This is a genomic window from Sorangium sp. So ce131, from assembly GCF_051519095.1.
Lineage (GTDB): Bacteria > Myxococcota_A > Polyangia > Polyangiales > Polyangiaceae > Sorangium.
On sequence record NZ_CP150455.1, the window covers coordinates 3,075,562 to 3,095,072 of the forward strand.

General features: G+C 75.7%; 9 protein-coding genes. 1 reads left to right on the forward strand and 8 read right to left on the reverse strand.

Annotation, left to right across the window (positions count from 1 at the left end; all coding sequences use genetic code 11):
- Positions 1-346: 346 nt before the first annotated feature.
- The 7 genes from WMF43_RS11430 to WMF43_RS11460 form a co-directional block, all read right to left on the reverse strand.
- Complete coding sequence (locus WMF43_RS11430; protein ID WP_437679702.1) at positions 347-2,242, reverse strand: SWIM zinc finger family protein; 1,896 nt, start codon at positions 2,240-2,242, stop codon at positions 347-349.
- Positions 2,239-8,979, reverse strand: a complete 6,741-nt coding sequence (locus tag WMF43_RS11435; RefSeq protein WP_437679704.1) for a HEAT repeat domain-containing protein — start codon at positions 8,977-8,979, stop codon at positions 2,239-2,241. Before WMF43_RS11435 ends, WMF43_RS11430 begins: the two co-directional genes overlap by 4 nt.
- Complete coding sequence (locus tag WMF43_RS11440; RefSeq protein WP_437679706.1) at positions 8,976-11,804, reverse strand: hypothetical protein; 2,829 nt, start codon at positions 11,802-11,804, stop codon at positions 8,976-8,978. Before WMF43_RS11440 ends, WMF43_RS11435 begins: the two co-directional genes overlap by 4 nt.
- 154 nt (positions 11,805-11,958) lie before the next feature.
- The gene (locus WMF43_RS11445) at positions 11,959-12,873 is read right to left on the reverse strand and encodes a WGR domain-containing protein (RefSeq protein WP_437679708.1); all 915 of its coding nucleotides are present in this window, start codon (positions 12,871-12,873) and stop codon (positions 11,959-11,961) included.
- 110 nt (positions 12,874-12,983) lie between these two features.
- Complete coding sequence (locus WMF43_RS11450; RefSeq protein WP_437679710.1) at positions 12,984-13,280, reverse strand: DUF2288 domain-containing protein; 297 nt, start codon at positions 13,278-13,280, stop codon at positions 12,984-12,986.
- 251 nt (positions 13,281-13,531) lie between these two features.
- The gene (locus tag WMF43_RS11455) at positions 13,532-14,530 is read right to left on the reverse strand and encodes an alpha/beta hydrolase (RefSeq protein WP_437679712.1); all 999 of its coding nucleotides are present in this window, start codon (positions 14,528-14,530) and stop codon (positions 13,532-13,534) included.
- Between the two features lie 692 nt (positions 14,531-15,222).
- Positions 15,223-17,865: a TonB family protein gene (locus tag WMF43_RS11460; protein ID WP_437679713.1), complete on the reverse strand. Its 2,643-nt coding sequence runs from the start codon at positions 17,863-17,865 to the stop codon at positions 15,223-15,225.
- Between the two features lie 147 nt (positions 17,866-18,012).
- Between WMF43_RS11460 and WMF43_RS11465 the strand changes: the two genes are divergently transcribed.
- A complete protein-coding gene (locus WMF43_RS11465; RefSeq protein ID WP_437679714.1) occupies positions 18,013-19,065 on the forward strand; it encodes a DNA/RNA non-specific endonuclease in 1,053 nt (350 codons plus the stop codon).
- Positions 19,066-19,072: 7 nt separating this feature from the next.
- Here the strand turns inward: WMF43_RS11465 and WMF43_RS11470 are convergent, their stop codons facing one another.
- On the reverse strand, positions 19,073-19,483 hold the full coding sequence (locus WMF43_RS11470; protein WP_437679716.1) for a nuclease A inhibitor family protein: 411 nt from the start codon (positions 19,481-19,483) through the stop codon (positions 19,073-19,075).
- Between the last annotated feature and the right edge of the window lie 28 nt (positions 19,484-19,511).

Genomic DNA, 19,511 nt, shown 5'->3' on the forward strand with positions numbered 1-19,511 from the left:
CATGTCGGCGGGTGCATGTCGGCGGGTTCATGCTGCCAAGAGAGGCCCCGAGCGCATCACCTTCTTCCCTGGGGCACGGTAGCCTCACCGGTTCTCCGGCTAGACCGGCTCTACGGCGCCGGGAGAAACGGCGGTTGCGAGGTTGTCTCAGCTCTCCCGGCGCCGTAGAGCCGGTCTAGCCGAAGAGAACCAAGAACAGGCTACCTTGCGGAGAGTGACTGGCGGTTCCTCCAGAGCGGCGCGACGCCGCTCCTACGCTCAAGGCGTGGAGGCTGGTGCGTTCAGGTCCTCTCCTGGCAACACGAGTCGACTGTGTCCCTTGACCTCCCTCTCTCCTTTCCTCGCGTCACGCCGAGGACGCGCCCTCGTCCACGAACCCAGACGATGTTAACGCATCCAGGCGCCTGAAATACGCGTCGCGCGCTTCGCCGTCCGTGTCAAACCAAATGCGCTGATGGCGCGGCGGCTCGGTGCGCGCTCCCCACGAAAGGTGCACCACCCGGTCGTCCAGCGAGACGCGATAGACCACCTCCGCGCCCGAGGCCTCGCGGCGAACGTAGGTGCGCGTCTCGGCGCGGATCAGCGACCGCCCCTCGGCGGTCTGCCGCAGGGCGTCCTTCTCGGCGCGGTCGCGGGCGTAGGCGACGCGGAGCGCGATCATGTGCTCGCACGGGCCCTCTCGGAGGCCGCTCCGGCGGAACGTCGGGCAGCTGCACCACGCGTCGGACACGCGGCCCTCGAGGTCCATCGTGAAGCGGGGCGAGAAGTCGCGGTGCGCCTCGCGATCCGCGACCTCACCGTGGATCTCGGTCCCCTCGCCGGCGATCTCGTGCACCTTCGTCGGCCTCACCGCGCCGGGCGCGCCGAGCAGGCGGTGGGCCGCGGCCTCCCGGGGCGAGCTGTAGCGGATCTCGCGCTCGTCGACCGGCTCGGCGAACAGCTCGCGCGGGCGGTAGACGCGGCGCGCGACGTCGTAGAGCACCCGGCCGCGCAGGCACTCGAGCTGGAGCGCCGCGCGGGCGTCCTCGGTGCTGCCGCCGGCCCCGAGCGCGGAGAGCGGGAGCGGCCCGCGCTCGCGCAGGAGGGCGCGCTGCTCGCCGGCGATCGCGTCGAGCGCCGCGCGCGCGCTCCCAGCGTCGCGCGCGCCGCGCCCGTCGGCGGGGGCGCGCGGCATCAGCGCGTCGAACGAGGCGGCGCTGGCCCAGCTGCTGTCGGTCCAGCCCGTGAGCGCGACGGTCAACGTGGCGCGGCCGAGATCGAGCACCCAGAACACCGGCAGCCCGGGGCCCCGGAGCTCGGCGCGCGCGCTCTGCACGTGCGGCAGGAGGCGCGACAGCGCGAGCAGCCGCTGCCGGCCGAAGGTCCGGACCACGCGCGGCGGGCCCTCGTACGGCGGACCGTGGCCCTCGAGCAGGATCTCCCAGGGCTCCAGGATGAGGCGCGGCGGCTGGCCGGGGACGAGCTCGAAGCGCAGGCCGCGGGGCGGCTTCTTCGCCTTGCGGGTGCGGAGGACGAAGAGCGCGTTGTAGAGATCGATCGGGGCGAGCTCGCACGAGACGGCCGGCAGCGTCGCCGCCGACTGCACCTGGAGGAAGCCGCGGAGCCACGTCGCCGGGACCTCGAGCGAGCGCTCGACCGGCGCCGCCGCGCCGCCGCGGGCCGCGACCGCCGTGCCCGCGTCGAGCTCCACCTGGGTGTAGACGCGCAGCCGGTCGATCTGCTCGACGACGCGCGGCGAGAGGTCGACGAAGGCGGTGCCGTGGGCCGCCTCGCGGCCCGCGAAGAGGTCGCTGGAGAACGCGAGCCGGGCGTAGGCGCTCTCGTCCCGGGAGAAGACCTCGATCGAGACCTCGTCCGGGTGCACCGTGAGCACCGGATCGAGCGCGCCGGGCGCCTTCGGCTTCGCTCCCGCGCCCTGCCGCGCGTCGTCGGGGAAGGCGCCCTCGAGGAACGCCTTCTGCGCCTCCCAGATCGCCGCCGTCGCCTTCTTGCCCTGCTTCATCAGGTAGGCGAGGTACGCGGTGCGGTCCCGGCCCCGGTACCGGAGGTCGCTCTCCAGGATGGTGGCCAGCGCGGCCATGGCGTCGCGGAAGAGCGCCGCGTCGCGGACGACGCCGCGCACGCCCACCGGGCCGCGGGCGCTGTCCAGGGAGAGGCGCACGCTCGAGTGGAGCGGCGCGGCGGCGAGCTCGCTCGGCGCGGCGTACCGGAGGTGGATCGGGCGTGCGAGGGCCGCCGTCATGGGGTGACTCCGTCGGGGTTCTCGGGCGGCGGGGCGGGCGCGTTCGCCCGCTGCCGCGCGTGATCGTTCGCCGCCCTGCGCTTCGCGCGGCGGTAGGCGCGGTACGCGGCCTTGCGGACCGCGACGTCGGCCGCCTTCTTGTCGAACGCGAGCGCGGCCAGCGCCTCGAGCGCGCGCTCGCCGCCGGCGCGGCCGAGCGCCGCGATGGCGTCGAGGCGCGCCGCGGCGTCGCCGCCGCCCTGCGCGAGCGCGATCAGCGGGGCGACCGCGCCGCGGGCGAGCAGCGACGGCAGCGCGAGGCGCCGGCCCGGCTCGCTCGCGGCGAGCGCCGAGAGCGCCTCGGGCGAGGCGGCGCGCGCGGTCGCCTCGAAGGCCGCGGGGTCGAACGGCCGCACCGCGGCCGCGCGCGCCGCCGAGGCGTCCGGCGCGAGCGCGGCGAGCGCGGAGGACGCCGCGGACCGGACGCCGGCGTCCATGTCCGTGAGCGCGCCGGTGAGCGCCTCCGCGACGCTCGGGGGCGGCGCGCCGCCGCCGGCGGAGAGCGCGCCGAGCGCGCGCGCGGCCTCGCGGCGGATCTCGCCGGGCGCGCCGCCGTCCGAGAGCAGCGCGGCGAGCGCGGGCGCCGCCGCGGTCGCCCCGGCGCGCGCCGCCGCCCAGAGGATCTCGCGGAAGGCCGCGGCTTCGCCGTCGCGCGCGTCGCCGTGCGCGGCCGACCAGCGCTCCCTGGCGCGCTGCACCGCGGCGGCGAGCGCCTGCGCGAGGGCCTCGCGCGACCCCTCCGCGGCGGCCCCGGCCCCGATGAGGCGCGCGGCCTCTTGCCGCGCCGCCGCGCGATCGTCCTCGAGCATGCGCAGGAGCGCGTCCGCCGGCAGCGCCCCGCGGCGGAGCAGGCCCATCGCGAGGCGCCGGCGCAGCGCCTCGTCCTTGAGCGAGGCGAGCCGCGGCAGGAGCTCCGCGGGCGCGGCCTCCGCGGCGAGGTAGCTCGCCGCCGGGCTGGCGATGTCGTCGTGCTCGCTCCCCACCGCGAGGAGCTCGACGCGCGTCCGCTCGCCCGGGAACAGCTTCTCCAGCGCCTTGCGCGCGCCCTTGCGGACCTCGGCGCTCCGCGCGTCGAGCGCGCGGGCGAGCGCGGGCTCTGCCGCCGGATCCCCGAGCAACCCGAGCTCGTTCACCGCGACGACGCGCAGCCGATCGGGCGTGTCGCCGGCGCGCACGAGCTCCTCGAGCAGCACGCGGGCGCGCTCCCCGCCGATCCAGCGCACCCCCCTCGCCGCCGACTCGCGGAGGTCGATCGCGTCCGCGTGCAGCGCCTGCTCGACGCGCTCCGAGACGCGCCGGCGGAGGCCCTCGCCCTCGAGCTTCGGCGCGATGCGGCCGAGCGCCTCGATCGCGGCGGCCTGCATGGTCGCCTCGACGGGCGCTTCTTTGTCGCCGCCGCCGGCGACCGCCTCGAGCTCGTCCAGGGCGCGGGCGTCGCCGAGCGTGCCGAGCGCGAGCAGCGCCCGCTCCCGCTCCCCGGCCTCGCCCGCGCGCACGAAGAGCAGCAGCGGCCGCAGCGCCCCCGCGAGGCCCCGCGCGGCCAGCCCCTCCGCGGCCGGCAAGAGGAGCTCGCGCGTGCCCGCCCGCACCACCGCCTCGAGCGGGCCCGTGGGCGCGGGCTGCTGTCGATCGCCCTTCACGCGCTTCGCGTACGACGTCACCGCCGCGACGCGCGTGGGGAGATCCCGGTCCGAGAACAGCGCGGCGAGCAGATCGTCCTGCGCGGGATCGTCGCCGAGGTCGAGCTCGCGCGCGGCGGCGAGGCGGAGCGCCGGATCCTTGGCGCGCGCCGCGGCGGCGAGGAACCCGAGCGCGCGCGCCGCGTCGCGCTTGTCGCGCTCGCGCCCCTGGTCGACGATCTCGAGGCAGGCCTTGAGCGCCGCGCCCCGGACCTCGGCGGCCTCGTCCTCGAAGCGCGCCGCGAGGGGGCCCGTGGCCTCGGCGTTCCGCGTGCTCCCGAGGGCGCGCGCCAGCGCGGCGCGATCCGCCGGCGCGGCGGCCTCCTCCATGCGCGCGGCGAGCGCCCGCACCGCCGCGCCGCTCGCGAGCGCGACGAGCGCCTCGCGGGCGCGCGCCGCCGCCGCGGGCGCGCCCTCGCGCAGGAAGGCCGCGAGCACGTCGACCGCGCGATCGTCGCGGCGGCGGGCGAGCAGCTCCGCCGCGCGGAGGCGCAGGTCCTCGTGGTCGCTCTCCATCGCCCGGCAGAGCGCCGGCACGATGCGGGGGTCGCTCGACGACGCGAGGCGCTCGAGCACGCCGATGCGCACGTCGGCGTGGTCGCTGCCGAGCGCCGCGAGCAGCGGCTCGAGGCTGCCCTTCGGGCAGAGCCGCTCCAGGAGCTCGAAGGCGTAACGGCGCACGTCCGGGAGCGGCGAGCTGAGCGCCCGGGCGATCTCGGGGCGGGCCTCGTCGCCGCGGGCGGCGATCTCGTCGAGCGCCGCCCGCGCCACGTCGGCCGAGGCCGACGCGAGGCCGAGCGCGAGCGGCTCGCTCGCGCCCGGGGGGAAGAGCGCTTTGAGCCCCGCGAACGCCGCCTTGCGGACGAGGTGGTGCGGGTCGTCGAGCGCGCGGACGAGCGGCGGGATCGCCGCCGTCGCGCTGACGTGGCCCTTCGCGCAGAGGTCGACGATCCGGTCGATGGAGTCGCGGCGCGTGCGGTGCCCCTCGTCGTCGCCCGGCGCGACCTGCCTGAGCAGGCCCATGTACGCGCCGAACGCGAGCCACCTGAGCCGGCGCTGCTCGCCCTCCGGCACCACGTCGGCGCTCGCCTTCCCGCCAGCTCTCGGCTCGGTCTGGGCGAAGAGGGCGAAGAGGCGGCGGAGCCACCCCTTCGCGGGCGTCGTGTCGGTCTCCGCCGCGGCGCGCGGCGTCGTGTCGGCTGCGACGGGCGCCCCCGCGGGGCGCAGCGCGGTCACCCGCTTGACCTCGCGGAAGTACTCGATCGGCTTGCGCCGGAGGCGGAGCACCTGCGCGGCCGCGTACCGCTGCTCCGCGCTGTCGCTCGCGAGCGCCTCGGCGAGGCCGACGAGCAGCCGGCCGCGCGCGACCTCGGGCGGCCACTCCTTCATGCTGGCCGCCTTGTCCCCGTCGGCCGCGCGCTCGCCGCTCCCGTCCGGCGCCGCTGCGGTGATGTCGGGGCGCGGGGGCATCAGCACCTCGATGAGGTGGGCCAGGTACGCCTCCGGGTCGGTGCGCAGCTCCAGCGCGCGCGCCGCGGCGAAGCGCACGTCGGGGCGCTGCGACGAGAGCGCGCTCGTCAAGAGATCCGGCGGGTCGCCGCGGCGGAACGCCCTGAGGTCGCGCGCGAGCACGATCGCGAAGACGATCTCCTGGACCTCGCGCGCGCTGTCCTCGAGGCCCTGCAGCATGCCCCCGTAGCCCTCGGGGCCGAGCGCCGCGAACGACATGATCGTCGCGACGCGGATGGGCGGGTGCTCGTGGCGCAGCGTGCCCGTGAGCACCGGCAGCGCCCGCACGTCGCCGAGCCGCGCGAGCCCGTCGGCGGCCCACGACCGCACCGCGACGTCGGCGTGCCCCATCGCGTCGAGCAGGTAGCCCTCCTCGCCGCGGCGAGCGGCCATCGCGAGCCCGCGCGCCGCCTGCTCGCGCACGTCGGGGTAGTCGTCCTTGAGCAGCTCGGTGGCGAAGTACTTGACGAGGCGCGGCGAGCCCAGCGTCGCCAGCGCGGTCGACGCGCGGGCGCGGAGCGGGCCGACGATCTGGATCGGCAGCTCCTTCAGCAGCTGCTTGTCGGCGAGCAGCGCCCGCATCGGGTTGATGAGCTGCTCGTCGCGCCGCGCCGCGCAGAGCTCGGCCGCGCGCACCCGGAGGTCGAGGTGGCTCGACTGGAGGCCGATGTGGAGCGGCCCCGCCTCGCCCGGCAGGAGCTTGTCGAGCGCCTCGATCGCCGCGGTGCGCGGCCCCGCGTGGTCGTCCTCGAGCAGCCGGACGAGCGCGCTGCGCGCGGCCTCGCTCACGGGGGCCCGCGCGGCCCCGCGCGCGCCGCTCTCCCGGACCGACGGGTGGATCGACGCCATCGCGGCGAGGTGCGGCTCCGCGGCGGCCTTGCCGCGCAGCTTCACCACGGCGTCGTACGCGGCCTGGGCCACGCCGGCGTCGCGATCGCCGATCGCCGCGTGCAGCCGCTCCGCGGCCCAGGCCGCTTCGCCGTGCGCCTTGAGCTCCTCGACCGCGCGCAGGCGCAGGTCGGGGAAGCGCGCGAGCAGGGCGCGGTCGAGCGCCTTCTGCGGGTCCGCGGCGTGCCACGACCAGAGCGTCCGGAACGCCTCGCCGCGGACCTTGGGCGACTCGTCCTCGATCGCGTCGGCGAGCAGCGACTCGGCCTCGGGCGGGCGGCCGCCCTCGCCGGCGACCTTCACCAGCCGGTCGAGCCCGCGGACGCGGATGTCCTCCTGCGAGGAGCGCAGCGACGCCTCGGCCACGGCGAGCGGGGCGGAGGGCTCGAGCCGCGCGTACGCGTCGAGCGCCGCGGCGCGCACCGACCCGTCGGCGTCGTCGAGCATCCAGATGAGCCGCTTCTCGGCCCGGGTGTCGCGGAGCTCGGCGAGCGCGGCCGCCGCCTGCCGCCGCAGCGACGGATCCTCCTCGCGCGTGAGCTGCAGCAGCGCGCCGAGGGCGCGCGTGTCGCCGAGCTGCGCGAGCCCGCGCGCGCCGCGCACCGCCGTGTCCGGCGTGCGGCACGCCATCGCGGTGAGCAGCGGCTCGAGGTCGGCCTCGGCGGGCTCGCCCCCCGGGCTCCCCACGCCGGGGATCATCGCGCGCGCGGCCTGGATCCGCGCCTCGTCGGCCTCCTTGCCCTTCCCCTTGGCCTCGGGGGCGGGCGGCTCGTCGCCTGCTTTGCGGGCGCGCCGCCGCAGCACCTCGACCGCGCGCCGCGCGATGTCGAGCGCCGCGCGGCCGAGGTCCTCGTCGCGGGCCTCGAGCGCGTGCGCGAGCGGCCGGCGCTCCAGCACCTTCGCCGCGAACGCGATGCGGCGCACCTCGGCGTCCGCGTCGTCGAGCGCGCGCGCCGCGATCGGCGCGAACGCCGGCGCCGAGAGCCAGCCCGCGAGCGCGGCCCGGACGAGCGCCTCGACCCGGAGGTCGGCCGGGCCGCGCTCGAAGGCGGCGCGCAGCGGCTCCGGGCTGCCCGGGTGGATCCTCTCCAGCTCGTCGAGCGCCGTCAGCCGCACCGACGCGTCGCGGGCGGCGAGCTTGTCGGCGATGAGCCCCGGGATGAGCGGCGAGCTGCCGTAGAGCTTGCCGATCTCGACGAGCGCCCGGCGCTGCACGTCCGCGGCGCGGGCCTCGAGCCCCGCCCGCAGCGGGACGAGCGGCGCGTCGCGGTCGAGCGCGCGGAGCGCCTCGAGCGCGGCGGAGCGGACGGCCGCGTGCTCGTCGTCGAGCGCCTCCCGGAGCTTCGGGCGCGCGCCGCGGCGCCCGTTCGCCCCGAGCTCGCGGGCGGCGAGCGCGCGCACCTCGGCGTCCCGGTCCGACCTCAGCGCCCGCAGCGCGGCTTCGAGCGCCTCGGGCTCGTCGAGCGCCGCGAGGGTCCTGACCGCGCCCTCGCGGGCGGGCCGCGCGCCGGAGAGCGCCTGGGCGAGCGCGTCGAAGCCGTGCGCGAGCTCGGCGGCGCCCTCCGCCGGCGCGCCCGACGCGTCGATCGGGAAGCGCCACACCGTGCGCCTGTCACCCGCGGCGAAGAGGGCCCCGAGCCCGTCGCCCGCGTCCCCCGACCCGCGGCCGCCCTGCGGCCTCGCCCCCTTGCGCGCGCTGCTCGGGGGCGGCGCGAGCGCGAGCGCGTGGAGCGGCTCCGCGCTCGTCTCGAGCGTGCGCGGCTTGCGCCGGTCCTCGAGCCGATGGATGCGGATCGCGCCGTCGGCGCCGGCGGACAGCAGGCGGTCGCCGAGCTCCTTGCCGTCTTCCTGGGGCGGCGGGGCGGGCAGGCACAGGAGCGCGCGCACGCCGCCCGCGTGCCCGCTCCCGTCCGCGCCGCGGACCTCGCATTCGACGTCGCCGACGAGGTACCAGAGGCGCACGGTGCCGTCGTCGCCGCCCGACGCGAGCCGCCCGTCGCGCGGCGTGAACGCGAGCGCCGTGACCGGGCCCTCGTGGCCGGGCATGTCGCGCCGGGCGCCGGTCGCGAGCGTGATCACGCGGACGACGCCGTCGTCGCCCGCGGCCGCGACCAGCTCGCCGGCCGCGTCGAACGCCACGGCGCGGAGCGGCGCCCCAGAGAGCGCGAACGACCCGATCTCGACCGCGGTCCCGGGCGGAGGGGCGGGGGCCCCGGCCTCCGCGGCGACGCGCCACAGGCGCAGCGCGCCGTCGGCGCCCACGGTCGCGAGGCGCGCGCCGCCCGGCGCCGCCGCGACCGCCGTGGCGCCGCCCGCGTGCGCGTCGATCGCACGCGCCTCACCCCCGCCGGTCGACGCGAGGCGCAGCGCCCCATCCGAGCACGCCGCCGCGAGCAGGTCGCCCGCGAACGCGAGCCCCAGCACGTGCGCCGGCACGGCGATCGCGCGCGCCGGCTTGTTCGCCACGTGATCGAACAGCGTCACCTGGCTCGCGCCGCCGGGCGATCTGCTCGCCGCGGCGGACGTCGCGGGCGCCGGCGCGCGCACGCCGCCGACCGCGAGCAGCCTCGGGCCGATCGCGAGCGCGCGGACCTTCTCGTAGTGGCCGATCGTGTGGCTCATGCGCCGCCCGCTCCCGCGCTGGGCGGGGATCGGCGCTCGCCGTCCCCGTCGATGCCCTCGAGGTGGATCCCCGGGTGCGCGCGCCTGAGCCGCATCAGCGCCGCCAGGCAGGCCTGCCACTCGCCCTTCGCGATCGACCCGGTGAACTCGGCGATCACGGGCGCGACGAGCTGCGCGAACGCCGCGTCCTCGACCGCGAGATCGCGCACGATCTCGATCACGCACCGCTTCGCCTCGCTCGCCGACAGGCGCCGCCGCGGGACGGCGTCGTCCCCCGGCTCCGGCGATCTCCCCGCGGGGATGCCGGAGAGCACGTAGCGGAGGAAGCTCCGGAGCGCCTCGACGTCCGCGAACCGCCCCGCGTCCTCGATCGGCGCCGTCGGCTCCGCCTCCCCGCGCGCCGCGCGCGGCCGCCAGCCGGGCGGCAGATCGCGCGGCCGGTGCTTCTCCCAGAGCAGCCGCACCGCGAACAGCCGCACCTCGCGGTCGGCGCTCTGCATCAGCCAGCCGAGGCGCTCCGGGCCGCCGAGCCGCGCGTAGTGCTTGAGGATGAGCGACAGGCCGAGCTCGCGCGCGCTCTTCTTCAGGCTCTCCGTGAGCGCGAAGACCTGCGCCGGGTCGAGCTCCTCCGGCGTGAGCGCGAGCGCCGGGTCGGCCGACGGATCGCCCGCCTTGCGGAGCGCGTCGAACGCGATGTTGCGCACCTCCTTCGCGTCGCTGTGGGCGAGCTCGTAGACGCGGGTCTGGTAGCCCCAGGCCCGGAGCTCCGCCCGCGTGATGAGCGCGGCGAAGCGCCGGACGTCCTCCCGCTTGTCGAAGAGCGCGGGCCAGATCCGCTCGGCGGTGAACGCCGCGCGCTTGAGCGACGGCTTCAGCTCGAGCTCCTTCGCCTCGCCCTGCTCGGGCCCGAGCGTCGGGTGGTGGCAGCGCAGGTACGTCTGCGCGAAGGCGCGCATCGGCTCGGGCTCCTTCTCGCCGAGCGCCAGCGCGAACAGCCGCGCGGTGCCCGCCTCGCGGTCTCCGCGGACGTTCGCGGCGCTCGCGCCCTGGCCCGCGTCGAAGTCCTGCGGCTTCATGTGGGCGAGCAGGTACCGGCGGGCGAAGCCGTTCAGCGTCGGATCGGCGCGCCGCGCGAGCGCGAGCAGCCACGGCAGGGTGAGCTGCCTGGGCGTCACGATCTTCGGGTTGCCGAGCACCTCGAGGGCGACGGCGCGCGTGTCCGCGCTGAAGACGAGCCCCTTCAGGCGCTCGACGCCCTCGTCGGTGAGGTCGGGCAGGGCGTCGGCCTTCTTCAGCCAGGCGGCGACCTCGTGCCCGATGCTCTTCCGCGTGAGCGCGCCGAGCAGCCACGGCGTGCCGATCGCGGCGACCGGGTGCTTGCCGAGCGCGTCGAGCGCGTGCGCGGTCGCCTCGTCGTCGTCCTCGTGGCGCGGGTCGTCGAGCACGCGCACCCAGAAGCCGGCCCCGAGCTCGCCGGGCCGGTACTTGCCCTTGAGGTACGCGGCGGCCCACCGCTTCTGCGCGCGCTCGCCGTAGAGCATGTCGATCAGGAAGCCCTCGGGCAGCTCCGCGCGATCGAAGCTCTCGCTCAGCGCCTTCGCGGCGAAGGCCTCGGTCTCGCCGCGCTCGAGCAGCCGTCCGAGGAACACGTGCCCGAGCGCGCGCGGGCTCCTGCCCTGAAGCGCCGCGGCCGCGAACGCGCGCGTCTCCTTGTAAGAGGAGGCGAGCAGCGCGTCGAGCCGCTCCGGATCGAGGTCCGCGGCGTGCGCGCGGCCGTACTCGATCGCGAACGCGCGCGCCTTCGCGCTCGGCGAGCCGAGCAGCGCGAGCGCGGCGTCGTGCAGCCCGAGGCTCCGCAGCTTGCTCTGGTGGAGCTCCGGCGATCCGAGCAGCGCCTCGACGAGGAACTCGTGCGCGCTCGCGAGCGGCCGGTGCGCGAGGCGCGCGAGCCACGCCGGCGCGACGTTGCGCAGCGCCTCCGGGAAGTCCTTCCGGAGCCCCTGGATCGCGAACTTGGCCGGCGGGTCGGCCTCGCACGTCGAGAGCAGGAGCATCAGCGGATCGGGCGACCGCTTCCACGCCTCGTCGAAGGCGCGGTGCTTCAGCATGTCGTTCGGGGGGACCCCGCCGTGGAACGAGCGCCCGTCGTACTTGCGGGAGCGGTGCGCCCAGACGTGGTTCGCGACCCAGAGCGCGCCGAACCGCGTGTCCGGCGTGTACTGGCGGAGGACCTCCACCGCGAACTGCGGGTAGAGCTCCGGCACGCTCCGGCCGAGCTCGCGCAGGAAGCGCCACGCGCGGCGGCGCATGTAGATCAAGGTCCCTCGCGAGACCTCGCGGCGCCCGCCGGCCGCCACCTCGCTGTCGAAGCGGGCGGCGAGCGCGCCGAAGACCTGGGCGTCGAGGCGCGCCTCGGCGAGCTTGTAGATGCGCTTGAGCCCGCCCCAGACGCCGAACACGAGCGGCGCGCTCCGGGCCACCTCGCACACCGCGCTGCGCCCCGCGTCCGTCCCGCCCTCGTAGACGCGCACGAGCAGATCCGCGAGGTCGAGCCGCGGCGGCGGCGCGGGATCGGGCTGCGCGAGCAGCCGCTTCCACGCGTCGGTCGACCGCTCGCGGCGCTCCTCGGGGGTGCGCATGCCCTGCGCGATGGACAGCAGCCGCAGGAACGCGGGGAACGTGAGCGCGCCCTCGCGGGGGGGCGCCTCCGGCGCGGGATCCGGCTGCTCCAGGTAGGCGCCCAGGACCTCGGCCAGGCCGGGCGAGCCGGTCTCGGCGAGCTGCTTGACGTTCGCGATGTCGATCGGGTTCGGTGAGCTCGCCACGGCGCCCTCTCGCGGAAGGATGGCTCCGGAGAATCGCGAGCTCTGCAGATCCGGTCAAGCCTTCGCGGATCCGACGACGAGAGAAGAGCGCCGCCGTGTCGCGAATCCGCCTACGTCGGCGCCTCGCGCCGCGCGCGTCCGCGGGAGGCGCCGCTCACGCCGCGCGCATCCGCGCGATGCGCTGGGCGAGGTGCACGTCACCGCCTGCCTCGAGGCCCGCGAGGTAGTCCTTGAGCGATCGCCCGCGCGGGCCGAGGTGCGCCTCGAGGTAGGGCGCGAGCGCCTTCCAGCGCGCCGCCCACCCGGCCTCGTCGCTCATCGAGCCGTGGTGCGGCCTGTCGAGCAGCAGCGCGCCGAGCCGCAGGCCGATCTCCGGGTCGCCGAGCTCCTCGAGCTGCCGCCGGAGGAGGGCGAGCGCGCCGGCCGCCGGCGAGCCCGCGGGCGGAGCCTTCCAGGTCTCGCGCACCGCCCGGGCGAACGCCGCGGCGTCGAGCTCGGAGAGCAGCTCGAGCGCGCGCACGAGCGGCAGCCGGTCGGAGGCGTCCTCCGCGACGACGCGGGCCATGAGCGCGTCGAGCGCCGCCGACAGCGCCGGGTCGGTCGCGGGATCGAGCCCGCCGAGCCCCTCGAGCGCGCGGCGGGCGCGGCGGACGGCCCGCCCGAGGGCCCAGCTCCTCCGGCCGCGCGCCGCCGCGAGCGCCGCGAGCGCGTGCGCGGCCGCCCGCCGCTGCGCCTCGGTGGCCTCGCCGGCCCGCACGCGCGGCGGCAGATCGAGCTTGGCGGGCGGGGCGGCCGGCGGGGCCGCTTGCGCGCCGGGCGCGGGCGCCGGCGCGGCGGGCGCGGCGACCTCCTGGTAGCCCTCTCGGAGCTTCTCCGCGATCTTCTTCTCGCACTCGCGCGCCGCGGCCTCCGCGGTGGGGAACGCCTTGTCCTTGCGCTGCCCGGCGGTGCCCAGCCGGCCGTAGACGACGATGAACGTCTTGTCCTCGACGTCGGCCATCCAGAACTTGGCGCTCGTCCCCTGCACGAACTCGAAGCGGCGCATGCGCGCGAGGATACCACGGTCCAAAGCGTTCTTTTCAAGCCAGGTCGCGGCGGCCCGGAGCTCCGCCGGAGCCCGCGATTGCGCAGCATCACGAGCCGAGTCGACGCCGCGATCCCCGCGCGGCGCCGCGCGCCTCAGGACGGCGGCGGCGAGGCCGGCCGGCGCACGAGCACGAAGGGCGCGACCACGAGCGAAAGGAACCGCAGATCGAGCTGGAGCGGCCAGCGGGAGAGCTCCTCGGCCGTGGGTTTGGTCAGCTTGCCGGCCGTGATCCACGCCTCCACCGTGGCGGTGTCGTTCGAGGCGACGGCCTGGCCGACGTCCAGGAGGTCGAGATCCGCGGCGACGAGGATGACGGCATCTCGCGCCACGTGGGTGCGGAGATCGGTCCAGAGGACCTCTCCGAGCGTCTTGGCGAGCTGTTCGCGCATGCGCGCAGCATAGAGGCGGACGGCGCCTCCGTCCCGCGGTGCTCGCGCCGATGCGCATCGAGCGCTCACCGGGACCACCCCGCAGAGGCCCGCTGCTTGCTTGAGCCGGCAGCGACTCGCGAGCGCCGAGCAGATCTTGTCGTCGCCGGGCGGATGACGCGGCGCCTCGAGGCGCCGGCGTCGCTGGAGCGCGCCGCCGGCCCGGGTCCGGCAGCGCGGCTGCGGTGGGTGGGGGAGGGGGCGCCCGGGCGCTACCAGCCCATGTTGTGGTGGATCCAGCAGTCGATCTGCTCCCAGCCGACGGGCGCGTCGAAGTGGCCATTCAGGATATGGCCCGTGTCGGGGACGATCGCGGTCGTGACGCTCTCGGCGCTCGTGTAGAGCGCGGCGTCGGAGTCGACGTACGCGGCGGGCTGCAGCTCGTCCGTCTCCCCGAACTGGATGAGCACCGGGCTGGTCACGCCGCCGATCCCGGACAGCGAGGGATCGCTCGAGATCGCGAGGAGGTCGAGGAACTGCCCGCGCGAGTAGGTGCTGGCGATCTCGGTGTTGTCGAAGGCGATCAGCGCGGGGTCCGCGTTCTCGGCGTCGTAGAAGACCTCGGTGCGGATCTCCGGGGGGATCGCGATATAGGGTGTCTGGAGCAGCGCGGTGATCGCCTCGGGCGTGACCGGGATCGGGTGCGGCGTGAACGCGAGGCCGGTGTTCACGAGGACGTCCGCGTCGTTGTAGGTGCTCTGCACGTACGTGCTGATGATCGCGCCGTTCGAGTGGCCGACGAGCGCGATCTTGCTGAACGGCTTCCTGACGACCCCGCCGGGGGTCCGCAGGTCGCCGATGATCTGGTGAACGCTCTCCGCCGTCTCGGCGAGGTTCAGGAAGTCGCCGTCCGGCCGGTCGCTCTCCCCGGCCCCGAGCATGTCGAGCGCGAGGACGGCATAACCCTCCTTGGCCATGTACCGCGCGTAGGAGTAGTCCTGCCCGCCGAACGACGGGATGTCCCAGTACTGGCTCGTGTACGTGAGGCCGTGCACGAGCACCTGGAGGGGACGGTACACGTAGTGTTTGTTGTAGTAGAGGTGGCCGACGACGTTGTAGGTGTTGCCGTCGGAGAGGGTCACCGGGAACTCGAGGCGCTCGACGATGATGTTGGGCTTCGACGACGCCTCCGCCTGATTCGCAGGGAGCGCTGTCGCAGCGAGCGCGGCCGAGAAGAGGAACGTGCTGAGCGTGCGGGAATACAAATTCATCGCTTGACCCTCATGATTGCCAAAGGTGCTTGGAGGTGAGGCTGCGGGGCTCGTGGTGCGACATCCGTATCTCTTAGCTCCAGCGCCGCCTCCGGTACTCGCAAACACTGGACCAGAAGACATCTCAACCATTCAGCGGAGCACGCGCCGGGCGCGCGTGCCGCCGAGGAGCAACATTTCGCGGCGTTTTCTGGCCTGGGCGCGGCCTTTGCTATGGACATTCGGGCCACAGTTGGACCCACGGTTGGGCCCGCACGGGCCACCGCGCGAGGGCGAACTGGCCAAAATCATTGCGTTACTCCGCAATGGTTTGCATAGCCGGATGCCGCGTTCCCTGTGACTTTCTGCCCCATGCCCGGAACGAACACGGCGTGGGTGCAGCTCAGGGCATAAAATTATTATTGTGCTTCACGCCCTCTCGCCGGCCCTGGCGCGCGGAGCCTGACCCTGTGCCAGACCTGGCCAGCCTGTGCGTTGACCACGCGTTGACCATGCGCTGACCACGCGCCGAAAATGTGTTGGATGGGCACGGAAAGGGGGTTGCGAGGATGCCTGATCTGTGCGAAGTTTATACATTTTACGAGCCGGAAGCGGGGGCCGCGCGCCGGCGGATCACCCTGAGACCCTCGGGTCGACACGGGCTCTCCGCCGCGCGGGCGACGGCCGCGTGGGGCCGTCGACGGGGCTGCCGTTCAGAAGCTCGCTTCGCCGCCGATGCTGGGGATCACGATCGGGCCGAGCTCCTCCGGCTCGCAGCCGCGCACGATCGAGCACTCGTATTGGATCGTCTCCTTGCCGGCGGTGGCGTTGAGCACCTCGATCGTGAGCGCGATCCAGCGGCCCTCCTTGAAGACCCACCGCTTCTCCAGCCGCAGGTCCACGCGGAAGAACGCCGGCAGCCGCTCCGGGAGGTCGAGCCCGCGCACGTACGCGGCGATCCGGGCGCGCAGCTGCTCGCGGCGCCGGATGTCCTCCTCCGTGTCGGGGCGGTCCTCGTCGTCGTTATCGGGCCGCTGCTCGTTCCTGTCGCGACCTCCCCAGATGTCGTAATCGAGGGTCATCGGGACTCCGCTGTAGAACACCGCCCGGCCGCCGAGCTTCCAGCCGCGGCCGAGATCGTAGGCCGCGGCCATGTTGAGCACGTGGCGGCGATCGAAGGCCGAGTCGAAGGTCTCCCGGCCGACGTGGCGGATCGAGCGAGAGAGTGTGTACGACACGAAGCCTCCGAGCCGCTTCGAGAGGCTGCGGTGGGCGTAGATCTCGAGGCCATACGTGCTGCCCGTGCCGCGCAGCTCCGCCAGCTGGCCGAGGCCGACGTCGGTGCCCGGGAGCCGGTTGCCGAGCGCGTCGCTCAGGTCGAAGAACCCGCTGCGAAAGCCGGTGACGGTCGCCTTGATCCCCTCCGGGAGGCGCAGCTCGACGCCGGCGCTCGCGAGCAGCCCGGTCTGCACGCCGCCGCGCAGGCCGCCCACCTGCAGGCCGGGCACGGCGCCGAGGAAGCTCGGCGGCTGGTGGGTCACGCCGAAGGCGCTCAGCAGGGCGACGGCCGGCGTCGCCTGCAGCCGCGTCGAGAGCCGCGGATCCGCCGTGACCGCGGTCGCGCCGTCGGACGCGAAGAAGTCGCCGCGCAGGCCCGGGACGATCTCGAGCGCGGGCGCGGGGCGCACGACGACGTCGGCCCAGATCCCCGCGGCGAGGTCCTCCCGGCTCGTGAACAGGCTCGCGTAGGCCAGGTCGTTGCGGCTCGGGAAATCTCCGTCCCGCTCCTCGACGTCGATGTCGAAGCGCTCGACCTGGGCGTCGGCGCCGGCGCGCACGGTCAGCCGCTTGGAGGCGGGCGCGGTGAGCTCCACGCGCGTGCCGAGGAGGCGCGTGCGCCCGGCGCGCTCGCCGTCCTGGTTCGAGCTCTCCTCGTAGCCGAGCGTGACCGCGTGCCGCAGCCGGCCGCCGCGCGCGAAGAACCGGTCGTAACGGAGGTCGAGCCGGTGGAAGTCGCCGGCGAGGAGAACGTCGATGTCGCCGTCGTCCTCGACCTCGGCGAGGTAGTCGTGCGACCCGAAGGCGAAGAGCCCGACCCGGTCGTACGGCGAGAGATCGTAGGTGGCGCGCGCCTGGTAGTCCCAGTATCCGAGCTCCACGCCGGGCGAGAACAGCGAGAGGATCGCGCCCGGGTACGCGTAGCGCCCGCCCACGAGCGCGGTGCCGCGGCCGCCGTCCCAGGGCGCCTCGACGAGCGCGCCCGCGTCGTAGAGCCGGAGGTTCGCCTCGCCGTGGAACAGCCGCTCCGGCTCCCTCGTCTCGCCGGAGACGATGCCGCCCGTGTACCGGCCGAAGCGCGCCGGGAAGCCGCCGGGGTAGAGATCGACGCGCTCGACGAGCGCCGGGTGGATGACGCTGGGGCCGAGCGCGACGTGGTAGAGCAGCGGGACGCGCACCCCGTCGACGAAGTAGCCGATGTTGCCCGGCGGCGCGCCGCGCACGAAGAAGTACGGGACGCCCGAGGCGATCGGCGTCACGCCGGGCATCGCCTCGATCGCGCGGAAGGGATCGCCGAACGCGCCGGGCATCTGGCGCACCTCCTCGCGCGTCATCGAGCTGGTCATCGGCGCGGCGCGCTCGCCCAGCACCATGACGTCGAGGGCCGGCGCGGGCGCCGGCTGCGCCCGCGGGGCCAGCGCCGCGCTCTCCCCGGGCGGCGGTGGCGCCGCGGTCGCGAGGCCGGGCGGCAGGCCGGGCGGCGCGGCCAGCGCCGTGAGGGGCGCAGCGGTTGGGGCGGCGGGCGTCGGGGCAGCCGGCGTCGCGGCGGGCGTCGGGGCAGCCGGCGTCGCGGCGGGCGGGGCGCGGAACGCCACGCGAAACAGGATGCGCGCGGCGATGGGCCGCCCGTCGCGACGGGCAGGCTCGAAGCGCCACGACGGCGCCGCCGCCACCGCGGCGCTCGCGAACGGCTCGTCGCCCTCCACCACCGCGGCATCCGCCACCGTGCCGTCGGTGCGCACCGTGATGCGGAGCACCACGGCGGCGTCGCCCGCGCCGCCGGCCGGGTAAGGCGGCTCGGTGGGGCCGAGCGGCGACGGCATCGTGAGCGCAGGGGCTGCCGCGGCGGGTGCCGGGGACCGCCCCGCGGCGGGCTCTGCGCCGGCCTCCGGACCGCCCGCGAGGGCGCCGAGCACCGCGGCCGCGGCGCCGGCGCGGCGCCGGCCAGGCGAGGCGCCGGCGCGGCGCCGGCCGGGCGAGGCGCGGAGGCCTGACGCGGGCAGGGCGGGCGGCGCGGCGCGGGCGATGCGAGGGCATGCGCTGCGGCGTGGCAGATCCCGGTCCGTCGGCTCGTCCATGGCTCTCCCGAGACCATGGTGAGCGACGGCGACACGCTCAAGCAGAACCTCTCGAGCGGGCTCCTCCCGCGCGTGCCGCGCTGCGCCGGAGCGAGGTCGCGCTGGACGACGGCGCCGTGGCTGCCGTAGATAACTCACGGCGCAGACGTGGGCTCAACCAGAAGGCGAAAGAAGAGCTCGTGGGGCGCGCGGGCGCTGATCGCGCTCGCTGCGACCGGGCTCAGCGCGGCGACGGTGAAGTGCGGCGTCGAACGCGGGCTCAGGGAGCTGGGCCTCGACGGCGAGGACCGCCCTGCGCAGCCATCGCCGGCGCCGGGCCGATCCGGCAGCCCCGCTGCGCCGAAGGGCTCCTCGGCGAAGGGCGCTCCGCCGAGAGGCGCTCCCGCGGCCAGCGCGGCCGCGCCGCGCCCGCCGAAGGCCGGCGATCCTCTCGAGCTGGGCACCCCGGTCCGCACCGCCCCCGGGGCCGTCCAGACCGCGGCGGCGTCGTCCGACGATCACTTGATGATGAAGCCCCAGTACGCCCTGTCGTACAACCGCTCCAGGAACGTGGCGAACTGGGTCGCCTGGCGGCTCGACGCCGCGTCGTTCGGCGACGCGCCCCGCCATCGCGGCAAGTTCCTCGCGGACAGCGCGCTGCCGGACGGGTGGTACCGCGTGCAGCACGACGACTACACGGGATCGGGCTTCGATCGCGGCCACATGGTCCGCTCCGAGGAGCGCACCCGGACGCCCGAGGACAACAAGGCGACGTTCCTGCTCACCAACATCCTGCCGCAGCGGCACGACCTCAACGCCGGCCCGTGGCTCGCCCTCGAGGAGGCGTGCCAGGAGCTCGCGCAGAAGCAGCGCCGCGCGCTGTTCCTCGTGGCCGGCGGCCTCTTCGACGGCCGCGGGCGCGTCGCCACCCTCGGCGACGGCGTCGCGGGCAAGGGCGTCGCCGTGCCGGAGGCGTTCTTCAAGATCGTGGTGGTCCTGGAGCCGGGGCAAGGGGCGGCGGACGTCGGGCCGTCGACCCGGGTCATCGCCGTGATCATGCCGAACCGGACAGGGATCCTCGACGAGGGCTGGGGGCAGTACCGGACGACCGTGGACGACATCGAGCGGCGCGCCGGCTACGACTTCCTGACCGCCGTCCCCGAGGCGGTGCAGCGGGTGATCGAGGCGCGCGCCGACAGCGAGCCGGTCGTCGAGCGCTGAACGGCGCTCAGGTCTCGACGACCTTCGTCCTGAGGCCGAGCCACGCGCCCGACGCGTGGCGGCCGAGGAGGATCACGTCGATGTCGACGCGCCCCGCGCGGTAGACCCGCAGGTCGGTCAGGTGGCGCTCCAGCAGGTCCACGAGCCGCCGGTACCGCGCGGCGTCGGCGAGCGCCGCGTCGCCGGCGCCGTCGGGGGGCTCGAGCACGGGCGCGAAGAGATCGCCCGCGGTCGTGACCTCGACCGGCGTCTCCGCGGCCAGGCCTTGCGCCGCGAGCAGCGCGGCCGGCGACGGCGCGTCGCCGGCCCAGCGGAACGGGCGCAGCGGATGATCGGACTCGCTGGGGAACAGCAACCCTTGCGCGGCCTCCTCCAGGGAGGCGAGGAGATCTTCAGGGGACGTGTCGCTGGCCTGCATGGATGGCTCCGTCGCTCTACAACCGGTG

What these genes read in the sequence shown, in the direction of transcription:
- WMF43_RS11460 (WP_437679713.1), bottom strand. Translation starts at nt 17,865, where the DNA reads ATGGACGAGCCGACGGACCGGGATCTGCCACGCCGCAGCGCATGCCCT.
- WMF43_RS11430 (WP_437679702.1), bottom strand. Translation starts at nt 2,242, where the DNA reads ATGACGGCGGCCCTCGCACGCCCGATCCACCTCCGGTACGCCGCGCCG.
- WMF43_RS11455 (WP_437679712.1), bottom strand. Translation starts at nt 14,530, where the DNA reads ATGAATTTGTATTCCCGCACGCTCAGCACGTTCCTCTTCTCGGCCGCG.
- WMF43_RS11435 (WP_437679704.1), bottom strand. Translation starts at nt 8,979, where the DNA reads ATGAGCCACACGATCGGCCACTACGAGAAGGTCCGCGCGCTCGCGATC.
- WMF43_RS11470 (WP_437679716.1), bottom strand. Translation starts at nt 19,483, where the DNA reads ATGCAGGCCAGCGACACGTCCCCTGAAGATCTCCTCGCCTCCCTGGAG.
- WMF43_RS11450 (WP_437679710.1), bottom strand. Translation starts at nt 13,280, where the DNA reads ATGCGCGAACAGCTCGCCAAGACGCTCGGAGAGGTCCTCTGGACCGAT.